Raw genomic sequence first — 14,512 nt, 5'->3', positions numbered from 1 at the left:
CATGAGCGTCGAGGTGAGCCTCGGGCTGCTCTGGGGTGCGTCGACGCACCAGGGGGCACGCCGCACGCTCAACGAGGACTCCTACCTGGCGAGCGGCTCCGTCTTCTTCGTCGCCGACGGGATGGGCGGCCACGACGCCGGCGAGGTGGCCAGCGCGGCCGCCGTCGAGGCGCTGCGCCCGCTCGTCGGGTCGGACGTCATCGGCGCGGACGCGGTGCGCTGCCGGCTGCGGCAGGCGCACGACGCCGTCCGGGCGATCGAGACCGCGCCCGGCCGCGGCGCGGGGACGACCCTCACCGGCGTCGTCCTCACCGAGCAGGGCGGCGAGCCGTACTGGCTCGTGGTGAACCTCGGCGACTCGCGGACCTACCGGCTGGCCGACGGCGAGCTCGAGCAGGTCAGCGTCGACCACTCCGAGGTGCAGGAGCTCGTCGACGCCGGGCAGATCACCCGCGCGCAGGCGGCCACGCACCCCCGCCGGCACGTCGTGACGCGCGCGCTCGGCGCCCCGGAGGACCCGGACGGCGACTTCTGGCTCCTGCCCGTGCACACGGGCGACCGGCTGATGGTGTGCTCGGACGGGCTGACCGGGGAGCTGGCCGACGAGCGCATCGAGCACCTGCTGCTCACGGAGCCGGACCCGCAGGTGGCGGCCGACAGACTGGTGCGCGAGGCACTCGTCGCCGGTGGTCGGGATAACATCACGGTCATCGTGGTGGACGCCACAGGGCTGACGGGTGCCCTGGAGAGCACGGCCCCCCGGGACGGGCGAGGTCGCCACGAGGACGACGAGGACACGGTGCCCCGGCGGTCGCCGTGGAAGGGGACGATGTCGTGACGTCGCGGTATGTGATCGGGCCGGCGTACGCCGTGGTGCGGGGAGGCGCCGTGGTCGTGCTGCCGGAGAAGGTGACCCCGGAGCTGGTCGAGGAGCTGTGGACCGTCCTCGGGGAGCAGGCCGGGGTGGTCCCGGTGCTGGAGGTGCTCACCGGGTCGTTCGGCGCGAGCCTGGCCTCGCTGCCGCCGTTCGCGATCGCGGTGGCCGACGGCCGCCGCGTGCAGGTCGCGTCCCGCGGGGCGACGTCCGTGACGGTGGCGCGCCCGGACGGGCGTGACCACGTGTCCGGCGAGGGCGTGACCACGTGGGCGGAGCGCACGTTCTCCGACGTCGTGGACCTCGCCGTGCAGGTCGGCGTCACCGAGTCGGCGGAGGACCTGCTCGACGAGCGGGCGCTGCCGCTGGACGCGGGCGTCGTCCTCGTCTCGTCCGTCGGCGTGCGCCTGACGCACGACGCGGCGCCGGCCGCCGCGGCGCCGCGCGCGGTGCCCGCCCTCGAGCCGTGGGAGTCGGACCCCGCGCCTGCCGCGGCCGAGCCTGCCGCGGGCTCCGCCGCGGGCTCCGACCGTGCCGAGCCCGTCGACCTCGTCGGGTCCGTGCCGGCGTCGGCGCCGGAGGCGACGATCGCCCCCGAGGCGACGATGGTGCCGAGCCTGACGGTCACCGGCGCCGACGTGCCCCGGCCCGCGGGTGACGCCGAGGACGCCGCGCCCGACGACGTGCCCGCACCCGTCGCGACCGGGGGACCGCTGGCCGCGCGCGGCGCGGACGGGCAGGACGCCGCCGACCCTGCTGCCGACCCCGCTGTCGTGGCGCCCGAGGCCCCGGTGGACGAGACCACCGGCTACGGCCACCTGTGGGGCTCGACGGTGCACCGCGCCGTCGAGGCCGCCGCGGTGCGCCCGGAGCCGGAGAACGAGGACGAGGACGGGGAGGCCCCCGGGCCCGCGGGTCCGGCCGACGCCGCGCCGTCGCCTGCCCCGGAGCCGGGCCCCGTCCCGGCGCCGCCGGCGGCCGGCGACGACCGGCCGGCGGAGGCCACCGTCGCCGAGCCGGCGGAGCCCGGCTCGGGCACCGCCGGACCGGCCGCGCCGGGCACGCCCGCCCCCGACGCTGCCGCCCCGTCGGCTCCAGCCCAGGCGGACGACGACATCGACGGCAGCACGGTGATGTCCTCGGCGATCGCCGACCTGCGGGCGGTGACGGCGGACCCGGGGCCGGCCGACGTGCAGCCCGCCCCGGTGCCGGTCGGCGCGCCCGCGGGGCCGGGCGCCCCCGGGACGCAGCCCGCGGCGGCGCCCCCGGGCCCGTCGTTCGCCGCCGCCCCGCTGCCGGGCCGGCCGATGATCCTCGCGCGCTCGTGCACCTCCGGGCACCCGAACCCGCCGCAGCGCGACGACTGCGCCACCTGCGGGCAGGCCCTCGTGGGGGAGGCCCGGCAGGTGCCGCGCCCCACGCTGGGCACGATGGCCGTCTCCAGCGGCCCGCGCGTGACGCTCGACCGGCCCGTCGTCATCGGGCGCAAGCCGCGGTCGCCGCGGTCCGCGGGCGACGACCTGCCCCGCCTGATCACCGTGCCCAGCCCGGAGCAGGACATCTCCCGCTCCCACGTCGAGATCCGTCTCGAGGGCTGGCACGTGCTGGTCAGCGACATGAGCACGACGAACGGCACCACGCTCCTGCGTTCCGGGCAGGCGCCGCTGCGCCTGCACCCGGGCGAGCCGGTGCTGGTCGTCTCCCAGGACGTGGTCGACCTCGGGGACGGCGTGACGCTGACGTTCGAAGGGATCCTCTGAAAGCATGAGCCGCAAGCGACCACCGTCACCGCCGCCGGAGATCGACGGCTTCGAGTACGTCTCCATCATCGGGTCGGGAGGCTTCTCGGACGTCTTCCTGTACCAGCAGCGCCGGCCCCGTCGCCGGGTGGCCGTCAAGGTCCTGCTGCACGAGTGGACGGGCGAGGGGCAGCGCGAGGCGTTCGACGCCGAGGCCGACCTCATGGCGACCCTGTCGACGCACCCGTCGATCGTCACCATGTACGAGGCGGACGTCGCGGCCGACGGGCGCCCGTACCTGGCCATGGAGTTCTGCTCGCGCCCCAACATGGGGGCGCGGTACCGCAGCGAGCGGATGAGCGTGCCCGACGTGCTGCGCGTGGCCGTGCAGGTCGCCGGCGCGGTGGAGACCGCCCACCGGGCCGGGATCCTGCACCGCGACGTCAAGCCCGCGAACATCCTCGTGACGGAGTACGGGCACCCGGCGCTCACGGACTTCGGCATCTCCTCCACGCTCGACGACGCCGGCCGCGCCGAGGGCATGTCGATCCCGTGGTCGCCGCCGGAGTCGTTCGCGGAGCCGCCGACCACCGGCGTCGCGACCGACGTGTGGGGCCTGGCCGCCACGACCTACTCGCTGCTCGCGTCGCGGACGCCGTTCGAGGTGCCGGGCGGGTCGAACTCGAGCGCGGACCTGGTCGCGCGGATCGAGTCGGCCCCGCTGCAGCCGACGGGGCGGCAGGACGTGCCCGCCTCGCTGGAGCGGGTGCTCAGCACCGCGATGGCGAAGAACCCGGCGTCGCGGTACCCGACGGCGCTGGCGTTCGCGCGGGCGCTGCAGGCCGTGCAGACCGAGCTGTCGTTCGCGGTCACGCCCATCGACCTGCTCGACGACCAGGGTCACCTGCGCGACGAGGGCGAGCCCGAGGACGGCGGCGACGAGGACGAGGTCGGCACCCGGCTGCGCGAGGTCGTGTCGGTCGACCCCCGCGGTCCCGCGGCCCGCGGTGCGGGCCTGGCCGGCGCCGGCGGCGCGGGCGGCGCCCCGGCACGCGCCGCGGGGCCGGTGGCCGCGGCGCCGGTGGCGACGTCGACGACGGGCACGCTCGCCGTCGAGGACGACCTGGGCGACACCGTGCACCGGTCGATGGCGCCGGCGGCGCCCGCGCCGGCCGAGGCCCCGGCCGCGGCGCCGCCGCAGCCGGAGGCGCCGTCCCGGCGAGGGCTGGTGGTGGGTCTCGTCGTCGGCGTGGTCGCCCTGGTGGTGCTCGCGGTCGTCCTCGTGCTCACCCTGGGGCCGGACGACGGCGCCGAGGACCCGGGCGGCACCGCCCCGTCCGCCGTGACCGGCGGCGGCGGCGACCCCGAGCCGCCGACCGACAACCTCGGCGGGCTGGTGCCCGCCGTGACCGAGCTGCAGGGCACGGCGAAGGGCGACAAGGTGGTCTTCACCTGGACCAACCCCGACCCGCAGGACGGCGACACGTACGGCTGGCGCGAGCCGCAGGCGCTCACCGAGGCGCACTACCAGCAGGTCTCTCAGACCACGGTCACGGTCCCGCGGGCCAAGGGCGGCGAGACCTGCGTCGAGGTCGTGGTCGTGCGCTCCGGCGCGTTCTCCATCGAACCGAAGGCGGCGTGCGTCTGATGAGCGATCTGGCGGTGGAGTTCGCGGGCGAGTGGTTCCGGCCCGACCCGGCCGGGGTCTTCGAGATCGGGCGCGAGGGCGACCTCGCGCTCGACGACAACCCGTACCTGCACCGGCGGTTCCTGCAGATCACCCATTCCGCCGGGCTGTGGTGGCTGGGCAACACGGGCGCGCGGCTGTCGGCGACGGTCTGCGACGCGGCCGGCGGGGTGCAGTCCTGGCTCTCGCCGGGCAACTCGCTGCCGATCGTGTTCCCGTCCACGTCCATCGTCTTCACGGCCGGGCCCACCACCTACGAGCTGCTGGCCCGGCTCAGCCCCGCCCCGTACGCGGAGATCCGCTCCGAGGAGCCCGACAGCGGCGCCACCACGATCGGCATGATCCCGTTCACCGTCAGCCAGCGGCAGCTCGTCGTCGCCCTGTGCGAGCCGATGCTGCGCCGGGACGGGACGGGGCTGTCCGAGATCCCGTCGTCGGCGGAGGCCGCCGCCCGGCTCGGCTGGACGACGACGCGGTTCAACCGCAAGCTCGACAACGTGTGCGAGAAGCTCGACCGGGTGGGCGTCAAGGGGTTGCGCGGCGGGTCCGGCAACGGCCTGGCCACCAACCGGCGGGCGCGGCTGGTCGAGTACGCCGTCGCGTCGCGCCTCGTCACGGCGGAGGACCTGCCGCTGCTCGACGCCGACGTCACGGACGACGCCGCCCCCGACCCGGGCGCGGGGAGCCCCGCATGAGCCGCCGGCAGCGCCCCACGCTGTGGCAGCTCACCGTGGTCGTGGCGGTCGCGGCCGCGGCGATCGCGTTCGTGATCGTCATGGCCGTGGGCCTGCTGCGCGACGGCGTCGGCACGGGCGACCCGCTCGACTACTGGCGGGCGGTCGGCCGCGGGCTGACCGACCCCGTGACCTGGCGGATCGTCGGCCTGAGCGCGGCGCTCGGGGCCGGGGTCACGGCACTCGTCGGGGCGTTCTCGCGCCGCGGCGGGGGCCACTGACCCGCTCCGCCACCCGCCCGCCGGCCCGACCGGCCGGCCCCACCACCTGAACCCGACGGAACGAACCGAGGAGAGCGATGCGCGTCAAGGTGACGCTCCGGCGCCCCGACACCACGCACGACGACGTCGTCATCACGGCGGACGCCGGCGCGACCATCGGCGAGGTCGCCGCCACGCTCACGCGCGTGGACCCGGCCGGCCCGGGGGCCCCGGGCGGCGGCCCGCGGACGCTCGAGGCCAGGCTCCCCGGCCAGGACCGGCCCGTGCGGCTGCCCGCCGACGCCGCGCTCGGCGAGGCGTGGATCGGCTCGGGGGCCGAGGTCGCGATGGTCGACCTCGACCGGCCGGGCTTCGACTACCCCGGCTCGCACGACGTGCGCGCCACGCTCCGCTTCGTCGACGGCAGCAGCATCGACCTGCCGGAGGGCAGCTGGGTGCTCGGCCGTGCCGCCGGGTGCGACGTCGTGCTGAACGACCCGCTGGTGTCCAAGCGGCACCTGCGGCTGGACGTGTCGGACGTCGTCGACGTCGTCGACCTCGGTTCCGCGAACGGGCTCCTGGTCGACGGCGACCACGTGCAGCGGCTGCGCGTCGAGGGCAGCCAGCGCGTGACGGTGGGCGACACGGTGATGACGATCGAGCGGCGCAAGCCGCAGACGCTCACGGGGGTCGCGCCCAAGGCCGGGCCGGTGCCGTTCACCCGCTCGCCGCGCGTCGAGGCGCGCTACTCGGGCGAGGAGTTCGAGTCGCCCGACGTGCCCAGCGAGACCGAGCCGCAGCCGTTCCCGTTCCTCGCCCTGCTGGCGCCGGTGCTCATGGGCGGGTTCATGCTCGCGATGGGCCGCGGGCCCATGGGGCTGATGTTCATCCTGCTGTCGCCGATCATGCTGGTCGGCAACTTCCTCACCCGGAACATGCAGAACCGCAAGCGCAAGGAGCGCGACATCGCCCGCTTCGAGGAGCGGCTCGACGCGCTGCGCGACGCCCTGTCCGGGGAGGAGGAGACGGAGCGCTCCGTCCGCCTGCGCGAGGCGCCCGCGACGCCGCACGTGTTCGCCGAGGCGATGCGCCACGGGCCGATGCTGTGGACCCGGCGCCCCGAGCACTGGAGCTTCCTCAACGTGCGGTTCGGCATCGGCACGATGCCGTCGCGCAACACGGTCAAGGCGGCCGGCAAGGGCCAGCTCATCAAGGAGTACCAGGAGCGCCTGGACGCCGTGATCGACAAGCACTCGACCGTCTCGGGCGTGCCCGTGGTCGAGAACCTGTACGACGCCGGCGCGCTCGGGTTCGCCGGGCCGCCCGGGAAGGTCGCGGGCAGCCTCAACGCGACGCTCCTGCAGCTCACGGGCCTGCACTCGCCGTCCGAGCTGGTGGTCACGGGCATGGTCAGCCCCGTTTGGACGAAGCACCTGCAGTGGCTCACCTGGATCCCGCACACGTCGTCCCCGCAGAGCCCGGTCGAGGGGCACCACCTCGCCGACTCCGCGAGCGGCGCGGCACGGCTCGTGGCGGAGCTCGAGGAGCTCGTCACGACGCGCCTCAAGGCCCAGCGCGGCGGTGCGCAGCGCCGCGGGGCGATCGACGAGGACGACGCCGCCCTCGAGCGGGGCGCCGAGGTGGGCGGCAAGAAGGCGGAGACGGGCACGAAGTCCCCCGTCCCCGCGGTCGTCGTGATCATCTCGGACGACATCGACGTCGAGCGGGCCCGCCTGGTGCAGCTCGCGGAGAACGGCCCGGACGCCGGCGTCTTCCCGCTGTGGATCTCCGCCGACACGGCGTACCTGCCGGCGGCGTGCCGCACGTTCGTCGACCTGGGGGAGCACGGCCCACGCGTCGGCATGGTGCGCCTCGGGCGCTGGGTGGACGACCTCGAGCTGGAGGAGATCGACGCGACGACGGCGCTGGACTACGGGCGCCGCCTCGCCCCGGTGTTCGACGCGGGCGCGATCATCGCCGACTCCTCGGACCTGCCGCGCTCCGTGACGATGCCGGCGCTGCTGGGCCACGACCTGTTCGAGGACCACTCCGCGGTGCTCGAGCGGTGGCGGCAGAACCTGTCGGTCTACGACCGCGTCAACCCGGTGCCCCGCAAGCGGGCGGGGACGCTGCGCGCGATCGTCGGCTCGGCGGGCCTCGACGCCCAGCACCTCGACCTGCGCAGCCAGGGCCCGCACGCCCTGGTGGGTGGCACGACGGGTGCCGGCAAGTCGGAGTTCCTGCAGGCGTGGGTGCTCGCCATGGCGGCGGAGTACAGCCCCGACCGCGTGACGTTCCTCTTCGTCGACTACAAGGGCGGCTCCGCGTTCGCGGACTGCGTCCAGCTCCCGCACTGCGTCGGCCTGGTCACCGACCTGTCGCAGCACCTGGTGCTGCGTGCGCTGACGTCGCTGCGCGCCGAGCTGCACCACCGCGAGCACCTGTTCAACCGCAAGAAGGTCAAGGACCTGCTCGAGCTGGAGAAGCGCGGCGACCCGGAGACCCCGCCGGCGCTCGTCATCGTCATCGACGAGTTCGCCGCCCTCGTGGGCGACGTGCCGGAGTTCGTCGACGGCGTCGTCGACGTCGCGCAGCGCGGCCGCTCGCTGGGCATCCACCTGATCATGGCCACCCAGCGCCCGGCCGGCGTCATCAAGGACAACCTGCGCGCCAACACCAACCTGCGCGTCGCGCTGCGGATGGCGGACGAGTCCGACTCCAGCGACGTCGTCGACATCAAGGACGCCGCGCACATCGACCCGGCGATCCCGGGCCGCGGCGTCGTGAAGACGGGCCCCGGCCGGCTGCAGGCCTTCCAGTCCGGGTACGCGGGCGCCTGGAGCACCCGCGCACCGGAGAACACCGCGATCGAGGTCGCCGGGCTGCACTTCGGCCGCGAGGAGAAGTGGGAGGAGCCGGTCGACCCGGCGGCGTCGGTCGACGAGGACGTGGACCTCGGCCCCAACGACCAGCAGCGCCTCGTGGCCCGGATCACGGCGGCGTTCGAGGCCGGCCGGCTGCCGGTGCCGCGCCGCCCGTGGCTGGACTCCATGGCCGACGCCTACGACCTCACCCGGCTGCACCAGCGCACCGACACCGAGCTGCTCGTCGGCGTCGCGGACATCCCGGAGCAGCAGGCGCAGCGCCCGCTGTACTTCAACCCCGACACCGACGGGCACCTCGGCGTGTACGGCACGGGCGGCGCGGGCAAGAGCACGGCCCTGCGCACCATCGCCGCGGCGGCGGGCATCACCCCGCGCGGCGGCCCCGTGCACGTGTACGGCCTGGACTTCGCGGCCGGCGCGCTGCGGATGCTGTCCGCCCTGCCGCACGTGGGCACGATCGCGCGCGGGGACGACGTCGAGCGCGTCGTGGGGCTGATGCGGATGCTGCGCGAGGAGCTGCAGCGCCGCGGGGAGGCGTTCGCCGCCGTCTCCGCCTCCAGCGTCACGGAGTACCGCCAGCTCACCGGCCGCGCCGGCGTGCCGCGCATCCTGCTGCTGGTCGACGGGTTCCCGGGCTTCCGGGACGACTTCGAGGTCGGCGCGGGCCGGGCCGAGTGGTTCGACGTCTTCCGCGACATCCTGAGCGACGGCCGCGCGCTGGGGATCCACGTGATCTTCACCGCCGACCGCTCCGGCGCCGTGCCGACGTACGTGCGCTCGATGGTGCAGCGCAACCTGCTGCTGCGGATGACCGACGACGGGTACCTGGCGTTCAACGCGCCGCGCGACATCATCACGCCCGACTCGCCGAACGGGCGCGCGATCCTCGACGGGCTCGAGGTGCAGGTCGCCGTCATCGGCGGCACCACCTCGGTGTCCGCACAGGCCGCGGCGACCGAGAAGCTCGGCCAGTCCATGCTGTCCGCGGGGGTGCGCCCCGCGCCCGAGGTGCAGGTGCTGCCCACGGAGTACGGCGCCCGGGAGCTGCCGGACCACCTCGAGGGCCAGCCGGTGCTCGGCCTGGACGGGATCACGCTGGACGCGGTCGGTTTCGACCCGTCCGGCACGATGGTCGTGGCCGGCCCGCCCGGGTCGGGCCGCAGCAACGCGCTCGTCGCGATCTCGCGGGCCGTGCGGCGCGCGAACCCCGACGCGCGGCTCTACCTGTTCGCGCAGGGCCGCTCGGCCATCGCGGACAAGCTGCCCTGGACCGACGTCGCGACCGGGGTCGAGAAGGTCAAGGCACTCGCCACCGACCTGCTCGCCGCCGTGCAGGACGAGGACGTGGAGCCGGGCATCGTGGTCGTCATCGAGGGCATCAACGAGTACCTGCAGTCGCCCGCGGACAAGCCGATCCAGGACCTCACGAAGGCGATCCGCAACAGCGACCACCTGCTCGTGGCCGAGGCGGAGACGGCCGGGTGGGGCGCGACCTGGCCGCTGCTCGGCGAGGTGAAGAACGGCCGTCGCGGGCTCATCCTGCAGCCGGAGAACCTCGACGGCGACACGATCCTCAAGACGTCCCTGCCGCGCGCCGGCAAGGGCGAGTTCCCCGTCGGCCGGGGCGCGTGGATCGCGCGGGGCAAGCACCGCCGGGTCCAGCTGCCCCTGGTCCTGGAGGACTGAGCCGGAGGACTGAGCCGGCGGGCCGCACCGGTGCCGGTCGATGGGGAGTCCTCCCCATCGACCGGCACGGTCGCCCTCGGCTACGGTGCTGCCCGGCGACGAGACGACGAGCTGTGTGAGGACGAGGGGGAGCTGTGGCCGGGTACGACCTGTCCATCGACATGGAAGAGCTGCGCACTCTTGCCAAGGATCTGAAGACGATCCAGGACGAGTTCGAGGGCGCCGACGGCCGCGCGGAGGACGCCGCGGACGCGACCGGCCACGACGAGCTGGCCGGCAAGGTCAACGACTTCGCGGACAAGTGGCGGATCAAGCGCGAAGAGATGACCGGCAACGTCAAGAAGCTGCAGGGCATCGTCCAGCAGATCGCGGACACGTTCACCGAGGTCGACACCGAGCTCGCGAAGGCGCTCGAAGACGCCGCCGAGAAGGCGAAGTAGGGGGATTCATCGTCATGGGTGACACGCAGTGGCAGAAGCTGGACGGGAACGCCGACCTCGTCCGCAGCAAGGGCCACAAGTACCAGGAGATCGCCGACGCCATCGAGCGCGCCACGACGACCCTCGACGCCATCGTCGACGACGCGAGCACCACCGCGGAGTCGATGGACGAGACGAAGTCCCTGGCCTCTGATGTCAAGGAGGACATCTCCAAGGCCACCGAGCGGTACCGGTACACCGGTGACGCCCTCGTGGACTACGCGTCGGCCCTGGACACGGCGATCTCCGAGTCGGAGACCGCGGCGAACCAGATCGCGTCCCTCGAGGACGACCTGGCGTCCGCGCGCACCACGGCGAGCAACGCCCAGTCCGACGTCGACGACCTGCCGAAGGATGCTCCGGAGGGCGACGCCGACAGCGCGAACAGCACGCTGACGTCGGCCAACTCACGCGTGTCGAGCCTCGAGTCGAGCCTGAGCCACTGGCAGGGCCGCTGGACCGAGGCGAAGGGCGACAAGGACGGCGCCGCGACCACCGCCAAGAACAAGATCGACGAGGTCGTGTCCGGCGACAAGGTCCACGGGCTCGAGGACGGCTTCTGGGACAAGGCCGGCGAGGTCTGGGACAGCATCTACAAGGTCGTCAAGGTCATCTGCGACATCGCCGGCATCCTGGCGATCTTCCTGTCGTGGGTCCCCATCCTCGGTCAGATCCTGCTGGTGCTCGCCGCGGTGGGCGCGATCCTGGCGGTCGTGGACGCGGTCTTCAAGGCCGCCAGGGGCCAGGGCTCCTGGTGGGGCGTGCTCGGCGCAGCGGGACTGGCCGCGCTCACCCTCTTCGGCGGCAAGGCGATCAGCGTGCTCGCGAAGTACAGCAAGGCGCGCACGGTCGTGCAGACGGCGTCGCGCATGTCGCCCAAGAACGCCAAGAGCGTCTTCGGCACCGCCACCCTCAAGAGCACGCGCAAGGTGTTCGCGCAGACGAACGGCCAGCGGGTCACCGAGGTCCTCAAGTCGCCGTTCATCCGCTCGGCGACCGACAAGCAGGTCGCCGGCCTGTTCCGCGGCGGGAACGTGGGACAGGGGCTCAAGACCATGTTCCCGAACCCGTTCACGGGCACCGGCATGCGCACGATCTTCGGCAACGACGACGTGACCGACATGTTCAAGTTCATGAACATGGCCGACAACCGGCTCCCCGGCATCAACGGCACGATGGTCATCGACGGTGTCACCGCGGGGACGTCGGCGATCGCCGCCGTCGGCGGGCACGGCATCACGGTGTTCAACGGCGTGCGGAACAGCGTCTCGCTCGCGGGCGAGCTGGGGGTCGGCGACTTCGGCGACGCGTCGAGCCCGGCCGTCAGCCTGGGGACGTCCGGCCTCGGCGGGCCGTACGGCAACATCATCGGCAACGGCCTCAGCCTGGCCGGCGGGGTGCCCAACCCCGGCTGACCGGCGGCCCGGCGCGGAGCCGGGCCCTCGCGGGGCGCACCTAGGATGGTCGCGGTCCGCAGCCTCAACCAAGGAGACCGACGTGACACGCAGGGTGGCCGGGTACGAGCTGAGCCTGGACGAGGGATGGCTCCTCGTTCCGGACGGCCTGGACGACGTCGAGGCGTGGGCCCGCGAGACCGCGGACGCCCTCGTGCCCCCGGACGCCCGGGGTGGTGGCACGGAGCACGCCGTCGCGGTGCCCGGACTGGACGAGGCCGGCGAGCCGGGTGCCGACCCGGTCGAGGCCCTCGCCGCGCGGATCGCGGACGTGGCGCAGTCCGCGTCGGCCAGCGGGATCGTCGCGCTCGCGGTCGCGTTCCTCGTGCGGCAGCCGTCGTCGGGTGACGTCGACGCCATGCTGACGGTCGTCGCGCAGGCGGGGCTGTCGGCGGACGCGTTCGCCGCGGACCTCGATCGGCTCGTCGCGGAGTCGGACGACCCGCCCTACGTCTACGCCCAGTCCCTCGACGCGACGGTGCCGGCGGGCGACGTCCGCGGGGCCCACCTGATGATCGGTCACCTCGACCCCGACCTCGGTGACGGTGTCGCGCACCTGGAGGAGCGGGTCGCGCTGGGCGTCTTTCCGCCCGACAGCCCGGACATGCTCGAGGTGACGGTGATCGCCAACGGGGTCTCGGTGTTCGACGACATGCCGCAGGCGGTCGTCGACCTGCTCGCAGGCCTGACCGTCGAGCTGGAGGCAGCATGACACGCAGCGTGCGGTTCCGTGAGGGCAGGATGCGGATCGTCCTGCCGGGGACCTGGGCCAACATCCCGCTGGACGACGAGGAGACCGCGGTCGAGCACGTGCGGCGCCTCGTCCGGCGTCAGGTCGGCAAGGCGGACCGCCTGGCCCGCGCGCGCCGCGAGGCCACCCAGGAGGTCGTGGGGAACGTCCGGGCGGCGATGTCGGCGGGCGTCCACACGTACCTGATGTCCCTCGAGCTGCTCCCGGGAGTCCCGTTCCCCGCGGTGATCCTGGCGATGGACGAGGAGTGGCCCGCGGCGTCCGCGGAGGCCCGCGCCGCCGGTGACGGCGCGGCGGCGTTGCGCGCCGGATTCCCGACGGGTGAGGTCGAGCCCCAGCGCAACGGCCCCGTCGCGCGGGTGGTGGAGATGACCCAGGGGAGCACGGGCGAGGGTGACGACGTGCTGACCATGCGCCTCGAGTACCACATCCCCTATCCGGACGGGTCGAGGCTCCTGATGGCGCGGGTGAACGTCCCGGGCATCCCGTCTGCCGAGCCCTTCGCGACGCTCTTCGACGAGATCCTCGACTCGATCACGTTCATGGAGCAGGACGGCGAGGAGCAGGAGGGGCAGCAGGCGGTCGCGGACGCCGCCCCCGGGGCGGGCGACCCCGCGGCAGGGCCGGCGCGGGCGGCGATGTGACCTCCGCGCCCGCGAAGGCCGACGACACGCCGCGCCCGCCGGGGACGGCCGCGCGCGTCCTGCGACCGTTCGGGTATCTCCTGGTCGGCCTCGTCTGGACCGTGATCGCGCTCGTCGTCCTCGGGCTCGGGCCGGGGATCCTCGTGTTCGTCGCCGTCGACGGGACCATGGAGCTGGGCGGGATCTGGGCGGGCCTCGTCGAGCAGCCGTCCGAGATGGTCGCGTTCCTGCTGGTGATCCCCCTGGTCGTGGTGCTGTGGGGGCCAGGGGTCCTGTGGTACCTGCCGGCGGCGAGCTGGCCCCTGGCGTTGCTCTCCTACGTCTATGTGGGGCGCTCGCTGAGCCCGGGGTTCGCGCAGGAACGGCTGTCGAGGACCACGCGGGTGGGCCGGGGTCGGACGATCGGCCTGCCGACCGTCGGCGGGGTCGCGCTGTCGCTCCAGCCGGTCCGGGAGTCCGCGGTCACGCGGTTCCTCATGCGGTTCTACGTGTCCGGCTGGCTGCCGGACGGACACATGTTCCTGGCGATGCTCCCTGCCGGGGGAGGGTGGCTGCTCGCGCTCGTGGGCCTGGCGCGCGACGTCCCCGCGGGCGCGCGGGTGGTGCTGCTGGTCGTGGCCGCTGCGCTCGTCGCCTGGAGCGTCGTGCTCGGTCGCCGTGCGTGGCGACGCCGGTTCGACGGCGAGCCGGCGACCACCGAGCGCGGGTCGGTCACCGACCTGAGCCCGAGCGAGCGCAAGGCGCGGCGGGCCGAGCTGACCGCCCGTCGGGACGCGAGGCTCCGGCGTTCGTCCGGCCGCTGAGGCGACGCGGGGCGACTGCTGTCGTCCCGTCCGGCGGGACTGCTCAGTCCTTCGACGGGCCGGGAGCCGGCGACCGGAGGGCGGTGATCCGTCGGACCGTCATCACGGCCCCGACGGCGAACACCAGCACGATCAGGACGATGAGGACCGGGACGGGGCCGAGACCGCCGAGGACCTCGAACCCGGCGACGGCGCCGACGCCCGCGAGGACGAGGCACACGAGCGTGGCGGCCAGGACCGGGGTCTCGATCTTCTTCCTGCGGGCCGGGCTCGACCCGTTCCGGGGCGTGGGCATCGGTGGTTCTCCTCGTTCGGCCCGGCAGCGGGCTTCGTGGGCGATGACGCCCGCACACTACGGGAGTTCGTCGAACGACGCAGCGGACGTCGCGCGTCGCATCCCTCGCTGTCCCCGCCGGCCTGGCCCAGGCTCCTGGGAGCCCGTCGTCGGGATCACGTATCACGGCGGATGGGGAGGACTCCCCATCGACGAGTGCTCGGGGCGCCCGCTAGGGTCGTCGCGGACGACGGATCGGCCGTAGGGGGCCGGCCGAACCACTGATGAGCTGAGGAGCTTTC

General features: G+C 74.1%; 12 protein-coding genes. 11 read left to right on the top strand and 1 reads right to left on the bottom strand.

Annotated elements, in window-relative coordinates; genetic code table 11:
• Position 1: 1 nt before the first annotated feature.
• From IEW03_RS18230 to IEW03_RS18180, 11 genes are all read left to right on the top strand, one after another.
• Positions 2 to 838 (top strand): PP2C family protein-serine/threonine phosphatase, encoded by an 837-nt coding sequence (locus tag IEW03_RS18230; RefSeq protein ID WP_188525142.1) that lies wholly within the window; start codon positions 2 to 4, stop codon positions 836 to 838.
• On the top strand, positions 835 to 2,634 hold the full coding sequence (locus IEW03_RS18225; RefSeq protein WP_188525141.1) for an FHA domain-containing protein: 1,800 nt from the start codon (positions 835 to 837) through the stop codon (positions 2,632 to 2,634). Before IEW03_RS18230 ends, IEW03_RS18225 begins: the two co-directional genes overlap by 4 nt.
• A gap of 4 nt (positions 2,635 to 2,638) precedes the next feature.
• Positions 2,639 to 4,261, top strand: coding sequence for a serine/threonine-protein kinase (locus tag IEW03_RS18220; protein ID WP_188525140.1), 1,623 nt, complete (start codon positions 2,639 to 2,641; stop codon positions 4,259 to 4,261).
• On the top strand, positions 4,261 to 4,995 hold the full coding sequence (locus IEW03_RS18215; RefSeq protein ID WP_188525139.1) for a hypothetical protein: 735 nt from the start codon (positions 4,261 to 4,263) through the stop codon (positions 4,993 to 4,995). The genes IEW03_RS18220 and IEW03_RS18215 overlap by 1 nt, the downstream gene beginning before the upstream one ends.
• A complete protein-coding gene (locus IEW03_RS18210) occupies positions 4,992 to 5,255 on the top strand; it encodes a hypothetical protein (protein WP_188525138.1) in 264 nt (87 codons plus the stop codon). Before IEW03_RS18215 ends, IEW03_RS18210 begins: the two co-directional genes overlap by 4 nt.
• Before the next feature lie 77 nt (positions 5,256 to 5,332).
• Positions 5,333 to 9,805 carry a type VII secretion EssC family protein gene (locus tag IEW03_RS18205; protein WP_188525137.1) on the top strand — a complete coding sequence of 1,491 codons (4,473 nt, stop codon included), beginning with the start codon at positions 5,333 to 5,335 and terminating at the stop codon, positions 9,803 to 9,805.
• 134 nt (positions 9,806 to 9,939) lie between these two features.
• A complete protein-coding gene (locus tag IEW03_RS18200) occupies positions 9,940 to 10,245 on the top strand; it encodes a DUF6317 family protein (protein ID WP_188525136.1) in 306 nt (101 codons plus the stop codon).
• A 14-nt stretch (positions 10,246 to 10,259) separates the two neighbouring features.
• Positions 10,260 to 11,699, top strand: coding sequence for a hypothetical protein (locus IEW03_RS18195; RefSeq protein ID WP_188525135.1), 1,440 nt, complete (start codon positions 10,260 to 10,262; stop codon positions 11,697 to 11,699).
• A gap of 82 nt (positions 11,700 to 11,781) precedes the next feature.
• Positions 11,782 to 12,450 carry a hypothetical protein gene (locus IEW03_RS18190; RefSeq protein WP_188525134.1) on the top strand — a complete coding sequence of 223 codons (669 nt, stop codon included), beginning with the start codon at positions 11,782 to 11,784 and terminating at the stop codon, positions 12,448 to 12,450.
• A complete protein-coding gene (locus IEW03_RS18185) occupies positions 12,447 to 13,133 on the top strand; it encodes a hypothetical protein (protein WP_188525133.1) in 687 nt (228 codons plus the stop codon). Before IEW03_RS18190 ends, IEW03_RS18185 begins: the two co-directional genes overlap by 4 nt.
• Positions 13,130 to 13,936, top strand: coding sequence for a hypothetical protein (locus IEW03_RS18180; protein ID WP_188525132.1), 807 nt, complete (start codon positions 13,130 to 13,132; stop codon positions 13,934 to 13,936). Before IEW03_RS18185 ends, IEW03_RS18180 begins: the two co-directional genes overlap by 4 nt.
• A gap of 43 nt (positions 13,937 to 13,979) precedes the next feature.
• Here the strand turns inward: IEW03_RS18180 and IEW03_RS18175 are convergent, their stop codons facing one another.
• Positions 13,980 to 14,231, bottom strand: a complete 252-nt coding sequence (locus IEW03_RS18175) for a hypothetical protein (RefSeq protein WP_188525131.1) — start codon at positions 14,229 to 14,231, stop codon at positions 13,980 to 13,982.
• Positions 14,232 to 14,512: the final 281 nt, after the last annotated feature.

It is taken from the genome of Isoptericola cucumis (genome assembly GCF_014635665.1).
Classification (GTDB): domain Bacteria; phylum Actinomycetota; class Actinomycetes; order Actinomycetales; family Cellulomonadaceae; genus Isoptericola; species Isoptericola cucumis.
This window is presented reverse-complemented; position numbering and strand designations above follow the sequence as displayed.